This is a genomic window from Hymenobacter humi, assembly GCF_042665855.1.
Taxonomy (GTDB): domain Bacteria; phylum Bacteroidota; class Bacteroidia; order Cytophagales; family Hymenobacteraceae; genus Hymenobacter; species Hymenobacter humi.
The window spans coordinates 3619066-3636340 of record NZ_JBHTEK010000001.1; the positions used below are offsets into that span (position 1 = coordinate 3619066).

Annotated in this window: 15 protein-coding genes and 2 pseudogenes; 11 read left to right on the top strand and 6 right to left on the bottom strand. The window is 61.8% G+C overall.

What is annotated here, in order from left to right:
• Positions 1-273 precede the first annotated feature (273 nt).
• From ACFQT0_RS20385 to ACFQT0_RS20395, 3 genes are all read left to right on the top strand, one after another.
• Positions 274-636: a hypothetical protein gene (locus tag ACFQT0_RS20385; RefSeq protein ID WP_380204957.1), complete on the top strand. Its 363-nt coding sequence runs from the start codon at positions 274-276 to the stop codon at positions 634-636.
• An 85-nt stretch (positions 637-721) separates the two neighbouring features.
• A complete protein-coding gene (paaA, locus tag ACFQT0_RS20390) occupies positions 722-1714 on the top strand; it encodes a 1,2-phenylacetyl-CoA epoxidase subunit PaaA (RefSeq protein ID WP_380204958.1) in 993 nt (330 codons plus the stop codon).
• A 161-nt stretch (positions 1715-1875) separates the two neighbouring features.
• A complete protein-coding gene (locus ACFQT0_RS20395) occupies positions 1876-2568 on the top strand; it encodes a phenylacetic acid degradation b (RefSeq protein WP_380204959.1) in 693 nt (230 codons plus the stop codon).
• 6 nt (positions 2569-2574) lie between these two features.
• On the opposite strand, the gene ACFQT0_RS20400 is transcribed toward ACFQT0_RS20395, so the two are convergent.
• On the bottom strand, positions 2575-3327 hold the full coding sequence (locus tag ACFQT0_RS20400; RefSeq protein ID WP_380199736.1) for an IS5 family transposase: 753 nt from the start codon (positions 3325-3327) through the stop codon (positions 2575-2577).
• Positions 3328-3416: 89 nt separating this feature from the next.
• Between ACFQT0_RS20400 and ACFQT0_RS20405 the strand changes: the two genes are divergently transcribed.
• The 4 genes from ACFQT0_RS20405 to ACFQT0_RS20420 all read left to right on the top strand — a co-directional run bounded on the left by ACFQT0_RS20405 (position 3417) and on the right by ACFQT0_RS20420 (position 6115).
• Positions 3417-3695 carry a Phenylacetic acid catabolic protein gene (locus ACFQT0_RS20405; protein ID WP_380204960.1) on the top strand — a complete coding sequence of 93 codons (279 nt, stop codon included), beginning with the start codon at positions 3417-3419 and terminating at the stop codon, positions 3693-3695.
• Positions 3696-3697: 2 nt separating this feature from the next.
• Positions 3698-4183: a 1,2-phenylacetyl-CoA epoxidase subunit PaaC gene (locus ACFQT0_RS20410; protein WP_380204961.1), complete on the top strand. Its 486-nt coding sequence runs from the start codon at positions 3698-3700 to the stop codon at positions 4181-4183.
• Between the two features lie 11 nt (positions 4184-4194).
• The gene (locus ACFQT0_RS20415) at positions 4195-5355 is read left to right on the top strand and encodes an iron-sulfur cluster assembly protein (RefSeq protein WP_380204962.1); all 1161 of its coding nucleotides are present in this window, start codon (positions 4195-4197) and stop codon (positions 5353-5355) included.
• A 565-nt stretch (positions 5356-5920) separates the two neighbouring features.
• On the top strand, positions 5921-6115 hold the full coding sequence (locus ACFQT0_RS20420) for a hypothetical protein (protein WP_380204963.1): 195 nt from the start codon (positions 5921-5923) through the stop codon (positions 6113-6115).
• A gap of 63 nt (positions 6116-6178) precedes the next feature.
• Here ACFQT0_RS20420 and ACFQT0_RS20425 read toward each other — a convergent pair.
• Both ACFQT0_RS20425 and ACFQT0_RS20430 read right to left on the bottom strand, forming a co-directional pair.
• Positions 6179-7921 (bottom strand): annotated as a pseudogene (locus ACFQT0_RS20425) (M3 family oligoendopeptidase).
• A 362-nt stretch (positions 7922-8283) separates the two neighbouring features.
• Positions 8284-9387: a 2Fe-2S iron-sulfur cluster-binding protein gene (locus ACFQT0_RS20430; protein WP_380204964.1), complete on the bottom strand. Its 1104-nt coding sequence runs from the start codon at positions 9385-9387 to the stop codon at positions 8284-8286.
• 271 nt (positions 9388-9658) lie between these two features.
• Here ACFQT0_RS20430 and ACFQT0_RS20435 point away from each other — a divergent pair, with 271 nt between their 5' ends.
• Positions 9659-10309 (top strand): peptidoglycan DD-metalloendopeptidase family protein, encoded by a 651-nt coding sequence (locus ACFQT0_RS20435; RefSeq protein ID WP_380204965.1) that lies wholly within the window; start codon positions 9659-9661, stop codon positions 10307-10309.
• 143 nt (positions 10310-10452) lie between these two features.
• Here ACFQT0_RS20435 and ACFQT0_RS20440 read toward each other — a convergent pair whose 3' ends face one another.
• Complete coding sequence (locus ACFQT0_RS20440) at positions 10453-11676, bottom strand: ABC transporter permease (RefSeq protein ID WP_380204966.1); 1224 nt, start codon at positions 11674-11676, stop codon at positions 10453-10455.
• Between the two features lie 208 nt (positions 11677-11884).
• Here ACFQT0_RS20440 and ACFQT0_RS20445 point away from each other — a divergent pair, with 208 nt between their 5' ends.
• The 3 genes and pseudogenes from ACFQT0_RS20445 (at position 11885) to ACFQT0_RS20455 (ending at position 14529) form a co-directional block, all read left to right on the top strand.
• A complete protein-coding gene (locus tag ACFQT0_RS20445) occupies positions 11885-13036 on the top strand; it encodes an exo-beta-N-acetylmuramidase NamZ family protein (protein WP_380204967.1) in 1152 nt (383 codons plus the stop codon).
• 42 nt (positions 13037-13078) lie between these two features.
• A pseudogene (fmt, locus tag ACFQT0_RS20450) lies at positions 13079-14004 on the top strand (methionyl-tRNA formyltransferase).
• A 36-nt stretch (positions 14005-14040) separates the two neighbouring features.
• Positions 14041-14529 (top strand): dihydrofolate reductase, encoded by a 489-nt coding sequence (locus tag ACFQT0_RS20455; protein ID WP_380204968.1) that lies wholly within the window; start codon positions 14041-14043, stop codon positions 14527-14529.
• Between the two features lie 73 nt (positions 14530-14602).
• Here the strand turns inward: ACFQT0_RS20455 and ACFQT0_RS20460 are convergent, their stop codons facing one another.
• Complete coding sequence (locus ACFQT0_RS20460) at positions 14603-16117, bottom strand: hypothetical protein (protein WP_380204969.1); 1515 nt, start codon at positions 16115-16117, stop codon at positions 14603-14605.
• Positions 16102-17274: a hypothetical protein gene (locus ACFQT0_RS20465; protein WP_380204970.1), complete on the bottom strand. Its 1173-nt coding sequence runs from the start codon at positions 17272-17274 to the stop codon at positions 16102-16104. The genes ACFQT0_RS20460 and ACFQT0_RS20465 overlap by 16 nt, the downstream gene beginning before the upstream one ends.
• Position 17275: the final 1 nt, after the last annotated feature.

The window sequence follows — 17275 nt, forward strand, 5'->3', positions numbered from 1 at the left end:
TTGCTTGCTAACGAGCGTTAGCAAGTATACCTTTGCTACGTACCATGTCTACTGCTGTTCCACTTCGTTCGCGCAAAGCCCAGATTGACCGCACGGCCACGGCCCTGTTCCGGGCACGCGGCTTTGCGGCCACCAGCATGCGCGAGCTGGCCACGGAGCTGGGCCTGGAGGCCGGCAGCCTCTATTCGCACATCAAGTCCAAGGAGGAAATCCTGCACCGCGTGTGCTTTGGGCTGGCCGAAGAGTTTTTTGCCGGCTTTGCGGCGGCTACCCTTGATTCGGCCGCGCCCATTGCCACGCAGCCTGCGGCTGGCCATCGAAGCCCACGTGCGGGTGCTCACCCGCGACAGCGCGGCCTCGGCCGTGTTCCTGCACGAGTGGCGCCACCTCAGCGAGCCCGCCCGCACCGAGTTTCTGGCCCTGCGCGACCGGTACGAAGCCGCCTTCCGAAAGCTGATTCAGGATGGCATCGCGGCCGGCGAGCTGCACGCGCCTGATGCTGCTTTTGCCACCCTCACCCTGCTGGCTAGCCTCAACTGGCTCCCGGCCTGGTACCGCCCCGACGGCAAACTCACCCCCGACGAAATAGCCCACCGCCTGGCCGAGCAGCTGCTGGGCGGGCTTACGAGTGACTGAGTGAAGGATTAAAGCCTTATTCTACTTCAGTCCCTCCCTCGCTCAGTCAGTATTCACTTAGTCACTCATTTACTCAGTTACTCTCATGTACGGTTCCGCCAGCACCCACGACCAGCCGACCACCGTCACCACCGGCCTGGAAAACGAAGACCCCATCCTGCTGGCCGAGTTTGAGGCCCGCATCGGGCGGGGTGAGAAAATTGAGCCGGGCGACTGGATGCCGGCCCTCTACCGCAAGCAGCTCACCCGCATGATTGAGCAGCACGCGCACTCCGAAATCATCGGCTCGCTGCCCGAAGGCACCTGGATTACGCGGGCACCCGGCTTCCGCCGCAAAATGGCCCAGATGGCCAAGGTGCAGGACGAAGTGGGCCACGCGCAGCTGCTGTACTCGGCCGCTGAAACGCTGGGCAAAACTCGCGAGCAGATGCTCATTGACCTCATCAACGGCAAGAGCAAGTACTCCAACGTCTTCAACTACCCCACTCCTACCTGGGCTGATTCCAACGTCATCTCCTGGCTGATTGACGCCGGCGCCATCGTGAACCAGCTCGCCAACGCCAAGGGTAGCTACGGCCCCTACTGCCGCGCCCTCGACCGGATTTGCGCCGAAGAAGCTTTCCACCTGAAGTACGGGCACGACGCCGTGGTGCACATGGCTACCGGCACGCCCATTCAGCGCAAGATGATGCAGGAAGCCCTCAATCGTTGGTGGCCCGCCATCATGACCTTCTTCGGTCCTTCGGATAAGATGAGCGTGCACACCGAAATCCTGATGCGCTGGAAGGTGAAGATGGCCTCGAACGACGAGTGCCGCAACCAGTTTCTGGACATGTACGTGCCCAAAATCTGGGAGATTGGGCTGACTTTGCCCGACCCCAACCTGCGCAAAAACGAGGAAACCGGCCAGTGGGAATTCACCGAGCCCGATTGGGAAGACTTCAAGCGCGTGATTAACGGCGACGGCCCCTGCAACGCCGAGCGCATTGCCGTGCGCCGCGCCGCCGAGGAAAACGGCGCCTGGGTGCGCCGCGCCCTGCTTACGCCCAAAACGCAGTACGTCCGGCCGCTGGCTTAATTGACAAACTTTTTCTAACAGAACGTCATGCTGAGCTTGTCGAAGCATCTCGCTCGCATCGTTGGACTGTTTTGATTACTGCTGCACGCGAGATGCTTCGACAAGCTCAGCATGACGTTCTTTTAGTCCGCTAGTCCGCCCCACTTCGCTCACTACCCACTATGATTCACTCCCTCGACCCGCGCATGAACCGGCTGGGGCTGCCCGATGCGCCAGCCACTCCGGCGGCCAAAGGTGCCCTCGACCAGTTTGGCACCTATGAGGTGTTTCACCAGAAAAAGGAAGGTGCGCCCTTCGTCTACGTAGGCCCGGTGCACGCCCCGGAGGCCGACGTGGCCTTTCTGTTTGCGAAGGAGCAGTACAGCCGGCGCTTTAGCTGCTCGGGCCTCTGGGTGGTGCCCACGGCCGCCATCACGGTTACGGCCTACGTGGGCGACCAGGAATCGGCCTACGACACGCTGCCCCCGGTGCCCACCAGCGAATCGAACGCACCGAATCCCGATTCCCGCTACGTGGACGACACCGCTGCCGAAGAAGCTGCTTATGCTGCCGGCGAGGAAGACTACGACATTTTCCACCTTAAGAAGCGCGGCAAAGCCCACCAGCACGTGGGCAAGGTGCGCGCCAGCTCGCCGGCCGATGCCCTGCAGGTAGCCAAGGCCGTGTTTGGCGACCAGCGTCCCGTGGTGAACGTGTGGGCCGTGCGCTCGGCCGATGTGCTACGTTCCACGGCCGAAGACGCCGACATCTGGGCCACCACGCCGGAAAAGAAATATCGCGACGCCATCTCTTATAAGGTGCAGGACCGGATTGAAAAGTTTAAGCAAGACAACCCAGGAAACCCAAAGACCTAGGAAGTGTTAACAGTCACGGAGCCACAAAACGGTCGCCGCCAAATGAACAAAGGCCAAGAAATGCGCATCGAGCTTGTCGTAACGGGTGGCCACGCGGCGAAACTGCTTGAGGCGGCTGAAGAGTCGCTCGACGGGGTGGCGCTGGGCGTAGCGGGCCGCGTCGTAAGCCCGCGGGGTGCGGCGCTTGCACCGGGGCGGAATCACGGCGCAGGTGCCGCGGGCGGCGAGCGCGGCCACGAGCGGGTCGGAATCGTAGCCGCGGTCGGCGACGAGGTGCGTCGGGGCCAGCCCCTCGAGCAGCGGCAAGGCCTGCGGGGCGTCGTGGCGCTGGCCGGCTGTCAGCCGGCAGCGCACAAGCCGCCCCTGCGCATCGGCGGCCACGTGCAGCTTGCTGGTCAAGCCGCCGCGGCTGCGCCCGAGGGCTTGCGGTCCGTTTTTGCGCGCGCCGCTCGCGTGCTGGTGGGCCCGCACGGTGGTCGAATCGACCAGCAGCGTGTGCAGCGCGTCGTCCTGCTGCACGGCCGCCAGCACCCGGGCCCACACGCCGGACGCGGCCCAGCGCTGGAAGCGCGTGTACGTCGTGTGCCAGTTGCCCCATTCGGCCGGCAAGGCCCGCCAGCGGCAACCGTTGCGCGTCAACCAGAGCACCGCCTCCACGAAACGCCGGTTGTCGTGGCCCCGGCCCCCGCTCGTGCCTTCTCGACCCGGCAGCAGGGGCGCGATGCGTGCCCACTGCGCTTCCGTTAGCAGAAAATCCATGCTCCAATTTACTTCTCACTGTTAACACTTCCTAGCAGCTCAATCTTCTTCGTCAGCGAATCCCACCCCCGATTTATCACCCGATACTCATGCCTCTTAGCCCCCTAGACCCGCGCATCGACTTGCTGTACCGTCTGGCCGACGACCAGCTTATTCTGGGCCACCGCAACTCGGAATGGAATGGCCTGGGGCCGATTTTGGAGGAAGACATTGCCTTTTCGAGCATGGCGCAGGACAAGCTCGGCCACAGCCTGCAGCTGTATACGCTGCTGCACGAGCCTGGGCGAGGCCGAGCCCGACACCGTGGCATTTACGCGCAACGCGCCGCAGTTTCATTGCTGCCAACTGGTGGAGCTGCCCATCGGTGAGTATGACTTCAGCCTTACCCGCCACTTTCTGTTCGACCACGCCGAGCCTGCTGCGTTTCGAGGCCCTTGCCACCAGCAGCTACGAGCCGCTGGCCCAGGTAGCCCGCAAGCTGCGCGGCGAGCTGAAATACCACGCCCTGCACGCCAACACCTGGATGAAGCGCCTCGGCACCGCCACCGAGGAAGCCATCGAGCGCATGCAGCGCTCACTCGACTTCACCTTGCCCTATGCGCTGGGCATTTTTGAGAAAACCGCCGCCGAGCCGGAAATTATTAGCTCCAGCTTGTTTGTTGGCGAGGATGAATTGAAAAGCCGCTGGCTGGAAAGCATCTCCAAAGTTCTGGCCCAAACCGCGCTGGACATGCCCGATGTAACCACCCTGACGCCCGTGTTTGGCGGGCGCCACGGCCAGCACACCGAGTTCCTGCAGCCACTGCTGGATGAAATGGCCGAGGTATTCCGCTTGGACCCCACCGCCGATTGGTAAAACCTGATTTCATGTCCGTTACCATCCCCGACAAAGCGCAAATTCTCGACTGGCTGCAAGCCGTGAAAGACCCGGAAATTCCGACGATTTCACTCATTGACCTGGGCGTGGTGCGCGGCGTGGAAGTCGACGAGGCCACGGGTAAGGTCTCGGTGCACCTCACCCCTACGTTTGCGGGCTGCCCGGCCATGGACTACATGAAGCGCGACGTGGAGCGCACGCTGCTGGCCCACGGCGTACCCGAAGTAGCAGTTGACATCAGCATGCGCGAAGCCTGGACGTCGGACATGCTCACGGAGGCCGGCCGGCAGGCCCTGCGCCAGCACAAGCTCGCCCCCGCCCGTGCTCGGCAACCAGGTGCTCGACCTCGACATTTTGGAGTATGCGGAGTGCCCCAACTGCCACGGCCACAATACGGAGTTGCGCACGCCGTTTGGGGCTACGCTGTGCCGGGCGGTGCACTACTGCCACGACTGCCGCCAGCTATTCGAGCAATTCAAACCCATTTAGCGTTACTTCGCACGCCAGTTAATTTCCTCTGTTTGATACGTATGCCGAATTCCCTGATGCCTTCTGTTAAAACGGCGATTGTGCTGCTGCTCATCCTCACGGGCTGCGCCGCCTCCTGCAAGCGCGACACCAGCTCTGCGGCCGTGCTCGACCCGGCCTCGGCCAAGGCGGTGAAAACCCAGTTTGACGTGCTGCGCGATTCTGTTGACATCAAATGGCGCAACATGACCGAAAGCGACGACCAGAAAATCGGCGTCACCCGCCTGTTGCTCCGCGAGCTGAAAGGCCAGCCCAACATTTCGGCCACCCAACTCGAAGCCCTGGACCGCGCCAATACGCGCCTCAAAGCCCGCCGCTACACCCAGGAAACCATGGCCAGCTCCGACCTGATTGACCAGTACGACACAGCCCAGGACTCGCTGCTGCGGGCCGTGTACCCGGTAGCGGCTCCCAATGAACAGGCCCCCACCGAAAACGCCCGCAACTTCGTGGAAGGCCTGCGGATGCTCGATGCCGGGGTGGTTGGCTTCCGGGTGCAGTACGACCGCGCGGCCCAGCAGTACAACAACTACCTGAAGCTGCACCAAGCCCAGATACAGTCCCTGGGCGGCAAATATGCCAACCTCAAGCCCCTGCCGCTCTTCACGATAACGGTCAATTAAGCGACTGATTCAAGCCATTCTAAACTTCCCAAAGCGCCCGGCAATTCTGTCGGGCGCTTTTTTGTGTTCACCCTTTTTATACCCGTCGCAGAATGAGCTGCGAAGTGTCTTGCGAGCACGATGTAGAGACGCAATATTTTGCGTCTCGTCGCTGAACAATAATTGGAACGACACCCACGCGGTGCGGACGCCGAGACGCAAAATATTGCGTCTCTACATCGTGCTCGCAAGACACTTCGCAATGAGTATAATTCGACCTGCCGGCGTGAAGCGAATGGCTGTTCTAACCTTCAATTGAGCTGATTTAGAGATAATGCGCAACCGCATGCAACCCCGGAGTCGGAGGCCCGGTCAACCGCACAAGACCTCTAATTACAATTGGACTCACTGTATGCGTCACATCTCCTCATTTCAATCCTGGGCTCGCTTGAGCATGTTAGCCACCCTCGCCTTGGTCAGCTGCACTGAGCAGGAATCCGTTGAGCCAGCCTCGCCCTGCGCTACCACGGCCACCGTACGCCTCTGCTACGGCCGGACTACCATTTGCCCTACCGAACACACTACTTTGGAGCTCGCCGATGGTACCCGGCTGCGTCCAACTGGCAATGTTTGGAAGACCTACTTGCCCAAGCAGAAAGACGGAGAAGTGCTTAGCATCAGCTACGCCTTAGCGCCGCCGAGCACCTCCAATTATGAAGACTTTCAAAATGTCACCCTTTCCTGTCTGGAAGCCTTGGTGATGAGGTGCGGCAATGAATAACCCCGCATAAAAAAGCCCCGGCTGCACGTGCAGCCGGGGCTTTTTGGTTTGGAATTGAGCTAACTACAGCGCCGCCATTTCCTCACGCACGAAGTCGGCGAGGGTGCGCAGGTAGTCGGTGCTGAAATCGAAGCGAATGCCGGCGGCCGCGTAAATCTGACCGATGGGCGCGGTGTAGCCCAGGGCCAGGGCCCGCTTATAGGCCGCGAGGCCCTCGGCCGGGTTCTGGCGGAAGTTGCGCCACACGGCAATGGCGCCGAGCCTGGGCCATGGCGTACTCGATGTAGTAGAATGGCACTTCGTAGAGGTGCAGCTGCTTCTGCCACAAGAACGGCTTGAACGACTCCAGGCCGTTCCAGTCCACGGTGCGCTGGTTGAACTCGTCAAAAATCTCCACCCAGCGGCTGTGGCGCTCGGCTTCGGTGTGGTTGGGGTTCTCGTAAATCCAGTGCTGGAATTTGTCGACCGTGGCCACCCAGGGGAAGGTTTCGAGCACGCTTTCCAGGTGGGTTTTCTTGGCCCGGCGCAGGTCCTCGGCATCGGGGAAAAACACGTGCCACTGGTCCATGCTCATCAGCTCCATGCTCATGGAGGCCAGCTCGGCTACTTCGGACGGCGGGTGCTTGTCGGCCCCCAGCGGCAGGCCGCGGGTGAGGAAGGAGTGCACGGCGTGGCCGCCCTCGTGCAGCATGGTCACCACGTCGCGCAGGCTGCTGGTGGCGTTCATGAAGATGAATGGCACGCCCGTTTCGTCCAGGGGGTAGTTGTAGCCGCCAGGGGCTTTGCCTTTGCGGCTTTCCAAGTCGAGGTGGCCCATGTGGCGCATGGTGCGCAGGCAGTCGCCCAGGTAAGCGTCGAGGTTGTGGAAGACGGTGATGGTCTTTTCCAGCAGCTCTTCGCCGGTACCGAAGGGGCGCAGCGGGGGCTGGCCACTGGGGTCCACGTCGAGGTCCCAGGGCCGGAGGGCCGGCAGATTGAGGTCCTGGCGGCGCTCGAGGTCGAAGTCGTCGATGAGCGGCACCACCGTCTCTCGAATGGCCCGATGAAAGTCGAAGCAGTCCTGCGGCGTGTAATCAAACCTGCCCAACGCCGCGAACATGTAGTCGCGGAAGTTGGAGAAGCCAGCGTTCAGGGCCACTTGGTGGCGCAAGCCTACTAGCTCGGTAAAGAGCTCATCGAGCGGCTTGGCATCCTGCAGGCGGCGGGCCTGAATGGCGCGCCACGCGGTTTCGCGCACGGCGCGGTCGGGGCTTTTCAGGCGGTCAGCGGCCTGGGGCAGGGTCAGCTCCTGGCCGTCGAGCGTCACGTTCATGGCGCCCACCGTGGCCGCGTATTGCTGCTGCTTGGTGCTAATGTCGGTTTTGAGCGGAATGTTCTCGACCCGGTAAATTTCCGAGGCCCGCCGCACCGAACGCAGAAACACACCGTAGCGCTGCTCATCGAGCCCCGCGAGATGCGGCGAGGCCAGCATCTTTTCGTTCAAGGCGTGGTCGAAGGGGCCACCTGCGGCTCCACTTCGTTCACGAAGTACTGGAACGCCTCGGCCCGGCTCGCGTCCTGCGTGTCGCAGGTCATGCGGATGTAGCGCCACGCCAGGTCCTCGCTCAGCACCGACTCCAGCTCTGAACGGTCCAGCAACCAGCGCTCCAGGTCGGCCGGGGTGTAAATTGGCCGGTCTTGCAATTCCTGAAAGAATGGCTCAATTGCGGCCCAATCAGTGACCAGAAAGTCTTCGGGCAAGTAGGTGCGCGGCGGCCGGCTGGTGTCGGTAGCCGACTCGGCAGTAGGTTCAGCAATCAGCGTCATAACACAATAGTAATGGAAGAGAATTGAGTAGCGAGTTCCCTTGGGCTTAGCCTTGGCTTTACGGAGCAAGCCACGGGCCGGACGAAATTATTTTGCAGGCTTGGTGGCGCAGTTGACTTAAGTAGAACAGTCTCCACTGAAAGCCCAGCCATGATTCGCTTCACTCAGCCGGACCGTACACCTGCTCTTAATCGTTTGTTATGCTGACGAAGGAAGCATCTTCTCACGGCTCAACGACTCGTGCTGACCTGAGAAGGTGCTTCGCTCCGCTCAGCATGACAGACGTTAATTACACACGACAACACATTAGTGGGGCTGCTTCGGCTAAGGTCTGCAAAACTGCACCTTCAACACCTCAAACTCTACCCAATTTCAATAACGACATCATCCGTCATCGGGTGGCCTACACAAGTTAGCACGTAGCCCTGCTTCATTTCGGAATCCGACAAACCTTCGCGCTCGTCCAGATGCACTTTGCCGCTGAGGCACTTGCCGCGGCACGCCGTGCAAAGGCCGGCCTGGCACGAATACGGCAGGTCGATATCCTGGTCGAGGGCGGTTTCGAGGATGGTTTTGCCGGCGGGTACCTCAATGAGGTACTCGCTGCCTTCGTACTGAATGGTGACGGTGCGGGTGGTTTTGGTGTCGTCGGCCGGGCTGTCCGATACGTCGCCGTGGCCGCCTGGCTGGGCAGCCGCCGCTTCGGCGGTGTCGGCGCTAGCCACGAAGCTCTCGCGGCGGATGCGGGCGTCGGGCACGTTCAGCAGGTCGAGGGCGGCGCGGGCTTCGGCCATCAGGCCTTCGGGACCGCACATGAAGTACTCGGCCTGCTCGGCCGGAAACTGGTGGCGCTGCTCTAGTATGCGCAGTATCATGGTGCGGTTGAGGCGGCCGGTGTGGCGGTGGGGGCCGCCGGGCTTCAGGGGCTGGCTGTACACGTGCTCTACCTGCACGCGGCCGTTGGTGCTGGCCTCGAGGTCGGCGAGCTGCTGCTGAAAAATCACCGATTCTTCGTTGCGGTTGCCATAAATCAGCAGCACGTGGCTGTTGGGCTCCGTTTTCACCACTGCTTTGAGGATGGACATGAGCGGCGTGATGCCCGAACCGGCCCCGATGAGCACGAGCGAGCGGGCAGCTTTGGGGCTGGGGCTGAGCGTGAAATTGCCCAGGGGCTCCATCACTTCAATCTGCTGGCCCACTTCTATGGTATCGAGCAAGTAGTTGCTCACCAGGCCGCCGGGCACGCGCTTCACCGTGACGGACAAGCGCGGGGCCTCGTGCGGCGTGCTGCTCAGCGAGTAGGCGCGGCGCTCTTTTTTACCATTGGCGCCGCAGGGCAAAATGAGGGTGAGAAACTGCCCGGGCCGGCTGGCAATGGGCTGGCGGTCGGGCCGCTCTAAGTGGATGGTAACAGAATCGGCAGTTTCCTGGGTCAGCTCAACAACAGTCAGCGTTTGGTAACTCATGCGGGGGAATGGGGTGTTGGGAATTCTACGGGTTTTACGCAGCGGGCAGACTTCCGAACCTAGAAATGACAAAAAATTTATCAGAATTCGCAGTGCCAACGGCGCAGCTTCGGCCGCAAAGGTAACTTGCCGCCGCGGCTGCTATTTAACAGCTTCCCTCCGGAAACTGTTGACGCCCGGCCCAGGCTTATTTGCCTATTGTTATTCATCCTTCGCCCAAGTTTTTTACGCCTTTGTCACTTACCCCCTCCTGCTCCGGCACCCGGCCGAAATGGGCCCCGTGCTTCCCGTAGACCTTAACGGCCCGGCCGTCACCCGCCTCGATTTGACCGACAACAACCCGAAGGTATGCCACGCCGACCTGCGCGACACTGCCGTTTTCGAACAAATCGTAAACGCCATACTTGCGGAGCAGGCCGCCAGCGTCGGCATAGGCGGCTACCTCGAAAACCGGGTTATCTACCGCCGCAGCCAGCATTTCGGGCCGGGTCAGGTGGAAGAAGCCCGTTCGCTGCACCTGGGCGTGGACGTGTGGCTAGCTGCCGGCACGCCCGTGCTCGCGCCGCTGCCAGCGCAGGTGCACAGCCTGGCCGACAACGCCAATTTCGGCGACTACGGCATCACCGTCATCCTGCAGCACGAGTTGGAGGGCACCGTGTTTTACACCCTCTACGGCCACCTCAGCCGCCTAGAATGGACGCAGCTGCGCGTGGGCCAAACCCTAGAAAAAGGTCAAGCATTTGCCACTGTAGGCCCTTACCCGGAAAACGGCGATTGGCCCCCGCACCTGCACTTTCAGGTGATTGCCGACATGGAAGGCCGCCACGGCGACTTCCCCGGCGTGGCCCGGCCCAGCGAGCGCGAAAAATGGGCCGCGCTGTGCCCCGACCCGAATTTGATACTGCAAAGCACCAAGATTTAGCCCAGGAAAGTGTTTGAGTTAGCGGGCCTGAGGTAGAGACGCAACATTTTGCGTCTCGTCGTCAGCGCCGCGTGGGTATCGTTCAACGACGAGACGCAAAATGTTGCGTCTCTACCTCAGGCTGAAAAACAGCTCAACCAACGCTAGTCAAACTTGATGGCTACTACCGGCTTGATGCGCGCAATCAAGTATGTGGGAATGAGCACCGCCAGCAGCGAGGCGACGAAGGTGGCCACGTTCAAGAGCAGCAGCATGCGCGGGTCCCATGACACGGGCACCCGGTCCATGTAGTAGTTCTCGGGGTCGAGGGGGATGAGGTGGAAATAGTACTGCAGCGCGCAGAATCCTACGGCAATGATGTTGCCGATGAGCATGCCCCGGACCGTAAGCGAAAGCCCCCGGAAGAAAAACATCCGTCGAATTTGATTGTCCGTCGCGCCCAGGGCCTTGAGGATGCCAATCATATTGGTGCGCTCCAGAATCATGATGAAAATGGTGGCCACCATGTTGAACGTGGCCACGAAAATTATCAGAATCAGGAAGATGATGACGTTCCGGTTGAGCAGCTGCAGCCAGTCGAAGAGCTGGGCGTACTGGTCGGTAATCTTGTCGATTTTGAGGTCGTAGGGCAGCTTTTCGTAGAAGTTGTCGGCCGTGCGGTCCAGAGTGGCAAAGTCTTTCAGCACCACTTCCATACCGCCCACCAGCGAGTCGGGCCAGGCAGGCGAGTTGAGCTCCCGGATTTGCCGGATGTCGCCGATGACGTAGACTTCGTCGAACTCGTCGAGGCCGGTGGAGTAGATGCCGCTCACCCGAAACTGCCGGATGCGGGGCGGATTCTGAATGAAATAAAACAGGGCCTTGTCGCCCACCTGAAGGCGCAGCTTGTCGGCCACCTTGCGCGAGAGCAGCACGTCGTCGCTGGCCGCCGAATCGGGAAAGCTGATGAACTTGCCCGTCTGCAGGTTGGTGCGCATGGGCGAAAGGCCGTCGGTTTCGGCAATGCCTTTGAGCACCACGCCCAGCACCTCGTCCTTGGTTTTGATGATGGCCGTTTTCACGGCAAATGGCTGCGTGGACTTTACTTCCGGAAATTCGTGCAGCTGCTCTACCAGTTCGGGTGAGGCAATGGGCGCTACTTCCAGGGAGTTGTTGGTGTCGTAGCGCGTGATTTGCAGGTGTGCGCCAAACGAAAAAATCTTGTTCTGAATCTCGTTCCGAAACCCCTGCAGGATGGCAAACGACACTATCATCACCGCCAAGCCCATGGCAATGCTGATGATGGCTATTTTTGTAACCGACGAGGTGAACGAACCAGAATCGGCTCCTCCGTCAATCTTTTGCGAAATGTAGCGGGCGACATTCATTATTCGACCGTAAAGCTACGTTTTGAACCGGTATCGGGCACGCTACGGCTCCGCTTGTCTGCCGCGGAAGCTCAACGTCTTGTTTCTTAGCCCTCCCCTTTCTCCTTTATGATAGCACTCCCCGCAAAAATCACCTTGTCGTTACTGTTAGCCCTGCCGGCCTGCGGTACTTCGCAGCCTGCCGCAAGGGCCTCGGCTCCTTCCGCCAGTGCGCCGCAAGCGTCTTCAGCCCCGACCAGCACCCCGCCGGCAGCAGCCCCGGGTGGTAGTGGGCGCCGAGCAACTGGAGAAATACCTGCCGCAGCTCAAGAACAAGCGAGTGGGCTTGGTGGTGAACCAGACGTCACGCGTGGGCAATGCCTACCTCGTGGACACCCTGCGGGCAAAAGGCGTGAACGTAACGGCCATTTTTGCGCCGGAGCACGGGTTCCGGGGCGAAGAGGCCGATGGCGCCACCATCAAGGATGGGCGCGATGCTCGCAGCGGCGTGGCCGTGCGCTCGGTGTACGGCAAAACCAAAAAGCCCACCCCCGAAATGCTGGCCGACGTGGACGTGCTGGTGTTCGACATTCAGGACGTCGGGGCGCGCTTCTATACCTTCATCAGCACGCTGCATTACGTGATGGAAGCTGCGGCCGAGCAAAACAAGGCCGTGCTGGTGCTCGACCGGCCCAACCCCAACGGCGACCTCGTGGACGGCCCCGTGCTGGAGCCGGCCCACAAGTCCTTCGTGGGCCTCGACCCGCTGCCCATCGCCCACGGCCTCACGGTGGGCGAGCTGGCCAACATGATAAATGGCGAAAAATGGCTGGCCGGTGGCAAGCGCTGCAAGCTCACGGTAGTGCCGGTAGCCAAAGGCTACACCCACGCCACGGCCTACCAGCCGCCCGTGCGCCCCTCCCCCAACCTGCCCACCCACCAGGCCATTTTGCTGTACCCCAGCATCTGCCTGTTTGAGGGCACCAACGTGAGCGTGGGCCGCGGTACCGATACACCATTTGAGGTCATCGGCAGCCCCACCCAGCCGGCTACGCGGCCGTTCTCGTTCACGCCCAAGCCCAACGCAGGCTCGCCCACCCCGCCCCTCAACGGCCAGCTCTGCTACGGCCTGAACCTGGCCAAGGCGCCCACCCGGGATGCGTCTGGCCTTGTGCTCAAGTACCTGCTCGACTTCTATAAGCAAAGCACCGACAAGGAGCATTTCTTCGGGAAATACTTTGAGCAGCTGACCGGCACTCCAGCCCTGCGCCAGCAAATCATTGCCGGCAAGAGCGAAGCCGAAATCCGGGCGTCGTGGGAGCCCGGCCTGAGCAAGTTCAAAACCTTACGCCGCACCTACCTGCTTTACCCGGAGCGCTAGGCCCTTTCCCGACCCCCGACTTTTATGCTGAACATCGTTTTTATGGGCACACCCGATTTTGCCGTGCCCACCCTGGAAAGCCTGCTGGCTTGGCCGGGCGGCCGCGTTGTGGCCGTCATCACGGCTCCCGACCGGCCTGCTGGCCGCGGCCGCCAGCTGCAAGCCTCCGCTGTGAAAGTGGCTGCCGAAGCCCACGGCCTGCCCGTGCTCCAGCCCACCAACCTGAAGTCGCCCGAATTTCAGGCCGAGCTCAAGGCGTACAACGCCGATTTGCAGGTGGTGGTGGCTTTCCGCATGCTGCCCGAGGCCGTGTGGAACATGCCCCGGCTGGGCTCCATCAACATCCACGCCTCGCTGCTGCCGCAGTACCGCGGCGCCGCGCCCATCAACTGGGCCCTGATGCACGGCGACACCGAAACTGGCGTCACGTCGTTTTTCCTGCGGCACGAAATTGATACCGGCGACCTGATACTGCAGGACCGGGTGGCCATCGTTCCCGAAGACGACTTCGGCAGCCTCTACGACAAGCTCAAAACCGCCGGCGCGGCCCTGGCCCGCCGCTCGGTCGAGGCCATTGCCGCTGGCAATGCGCCCAGCACCCCGCAGGAGCACGGGGAGGACTTGCGTGCGGCCCCCAAAATCCAGAAGGAAACTGGCCGGCTCGATTTCAGCCGGCTCGCCGCCGAACTCGTGAACTGGGTGCGAGGCCTCTCCCCCATCCCCACGGCCTTTGCCCCCTCCCCGACGGCCGTATTCTGAAGATTTTCAGGGCCCAGGTCCTGCCCGCCGAAGAAGCCGACCAGCCCCTGGCCGCCCCCGGCACCTGGGCCTCCGATGGGCGCAACTACCTGCGCGTGGCCGCCGCCGATGCTTGGCTCAATTTGCTCGATGTGCAGCTGGAAGGCAAAAAGCGCATGAGCGTCGCCGAGCTGCTACGGGGCTTTAAGCTTCCGGCTCAATCCGTTTAGCTCAATTTTTACGGAACACTTCTCTAACCTTTCGCAATGGTTTCATTCGTAGTGGCGGTGGCCGAAAACGGCGTTATTGGCTATAAGGGCGAACTGCCCTGGGGCCGCCTGCCCGCCGACTTGCAGCACTTCAAGCGCCTCACTGTGGGCCACCCCGTAGTGATGGGCCGCCGCACCTACGACAGCCTGGGCCGGGCCCTACCCAAGCGCCCCAACATCGTGGTGACGCGCCAACGCGACTGGTCGGCGCCCGGCTGCGAAACCGCCGCCTCGGTGCTCGCCGCGCTGGACCGCGCCCGCGAATTGGACGAGGAAGTCTGCGTCATTGGCGGGGGCGAAATCTACAAGGAAGCCCTACCCGCGGCCGATGTCATTTACCTCACCGAAGTGCACCACAGCTTTGAGGGCGACGCCTACTTCCCGCCCCTCAACCCGAGCGAGTGGCGCGAAGAAACCCGCGAACGGCACGAGGCCGACGAGCAGCACGCCTATGCCTTTAGCTTCGTTAAGCTGCGGCGGCGTTAATACTTCGGATAATTCAGCCCAATAAAAAAGGCAGCCCGCTGGGGCTGCCTTTTTTGTTTTCCGAATCAGGATTTTAGCGCATCAGCACCAGTTTGCCCCAGTCGTTTTTGAAGGCCCGGTCGCCGGCGGTTTCGCGGCGGCCGAACTGCCCGCTCGGGTCATCGAGCGAAACGCGGTAGAGGTAGGTGCCGTTGGCGAGGCGGTCGCCGTACTGGTCGGTGCCATCCCAGGCATTTTCCGAAATGTTGTTGCCGATGTGCAGCGGCCCCAGGTCGGCCATGAACAGCTCCTTCACCACGCGGCCGGTCAGGGTCATGATTTGAATCTTCATGTTGCGCGGCAGCTCCTGGCCCGTCACCGTAAATACAAAACGCGTCTTGTTCACCACCGGGTTCGGGTAAGGATACACGTTGGTGATTTTGGAAACGCTCACCACTTCAAACTTTACTTCGAAATCCTGCGTGCCCGCGCTGGCATTTTTGGGGTCGCGGCCCTGCACACGCAGCGTGTACATGCCATCCCCGAGCGGGGCCGACAGGCCCGGGCGGTACTCGAGCTTGGCCACGCTGCCCTGTTTGGTATCCACGCTGAAATTGATTTCCGGACCGTTCAGGTCCACCAGCACGGGAGTGCCACTGCCTTTCTGTAAGGTCACCGTAAACACCGTGCGGTCGGTGATGGGGTTCAGCTTGTCTTCATCGTTGAGCTGAATGCTGATGATGGGCGTGGGCGACACGATTTCGCCGTTCAAGATGTGGCGGCCGTCGAAGGCCACGTCCAGCGTCGGCGCCAGGTTGTCATCCGACACCGAGAAAGGCTCCAGCAGCAGCTCGTTGTTTGAATAGAGCTGTTCGGGCTGCAGGCGGGGGTTCACGAAGGCCTCCACGGCCAGCGTACCAAACACATTCCGCACGTCCATCACCACGTTGAACGTGGCGGTGGCGCCGGCAGCCAGCACCCCGGGGAAGGTGACTTCGATGGTTTTGACCACGATGTTGGTGGTGGTATTGCGCAGGCTCACCTGCGCCTTGAGGGGCGCGAGGAAGTCGATGTCCGATACGTTCTGGAATTTGATGGGGAACGTGAGCGAGCCCGTTGAAGTGGCTTGTTGGGCCAACGTAGCGGGCGCGTAGGTCGCGGCCGGCACGCCATCGCGGCGCACCACGCCTTCGGGCACGCCCCGGTAGGTTACCAGCCACTGGCGCAGCTGCGGCGGCACGCGCGTCACGGAGTCGCCTAGGGCCAGCTCCAGGCGCAGGTACGGGTACTGCGTGGCCGACACGCCCGCCAGTGCCTGGGCCGACGACGTCACGTTGGGCAGCATCACCGTTTCGCGGCCTGAGGCGTCAATGGCCACCACGCTCAGCTTGTGATAGCCGCTGGCCGTAGCGGTGCGGATGGTGGAGTACAGATTGAGCCACTCTTTGGCCGGGCCAATCAGGGGCGAGACTACGCGGCCGGCGGTGGCCCGCTGCTGCAGGTTGTCGCGCAGCTCAATGGTCTGGTTGTAGGGCGGAATCGTCAGGGACCGGTCGGGGCCCACTTCGCGGACCAGGCGGCCCGTGGTGGCGGTTAGCTTTTGGCCCACCAACGCCAGGGCTCGCCATCGGCTAGCGTCGTGATGAGCTGCGAGCCCAGCAGCGTTTGCAGCGACGCTTTCAGCGAAGCCGGCAGCAAAGAATAGCGCAGCCGGTTGGCCGAAACCACCGCGACGTACGAGCCCGCCGGAACGGCCGCCAAGAAGCTGGCCAGCTGCTGCTGGCGCGTGGCGCTGTAGTTCAGGTTGTCGAGCGTATCGAGCGTTCCTGTGGCCGGGTCACTGGCCGAGAAATAGTAGAAGTTGTTGGGCGCCTGTCCGCAGGTCTGGTAAGTAGCCGGCATAGCCACGGGGCGCAGGCCGCCGGGCTCATACACGGCAATCAGCAGGTTGGGCGACTTCACGCCGCAGCCAATCACCGATTGTTGCGGCCCGGCCGACTGTAGGTAGATGCCCGCGCCCGTTACCGAAACGAATTGGGCTGCGCTGCGCGGCACCCCGCCGCCGCGCGTGCGCAGCAGCAGCGGCACCTGGCCCGAGGCAAACGTCCAGGTGCCCGCCGGGGCGCTCACGTCGACGCCCGTGCGGGTGGTGCGCTGCAGCTGGCCGTAGTGGCTTTGCGACCAGCCGCCGGGGCTTGTCGGAATCACGCGAAACGAGGACGTAACCCAGCTGCCATCTTCGCCAATCGCCGGGGTGTGAAAGCGCACGCGCCAGTACCACACCACGCTGTCGCGCGAGGCCACGGCGGGCAGCGTCGGCTGCCATTCGGCCACCACACCGGCCGTGATGAGCGGCGCCCGCAGCACAAGGCCGCTGGTGAACGTGGGCACGGTATCCAGCTCGAAATCGTAGCCGCGCTGCGGGCCGTTGCGGTCGTTGCTCTGCGCCACCAAGCGGGGTGAGTTGGTGGTTACAATCGCGAATTCAACCGGGTTGATGACCGTGAGGCCGCCCTGCAGGAAGGTGAAGTCAACTTGAGCCGTGTTGTTGGTTTCGCTGAGTTCGGGCACCTTGTTGTTGGGGTCCAAATCGACGCGGAACGTGCTGGTGCCGGCTTCGGCCAGCGTATTGGGCAGCGTAATAGCGTAGGTGGTGTCCCGCACCCAGGCCTGGCGGCGTGTGAAAAGAGAATACACCTTTGGTGGTAGTCCCAAGCTTAGACTGTAGGTGCGCGTCACCTTTATTTCGAGCGGGTCCGTGGTCACT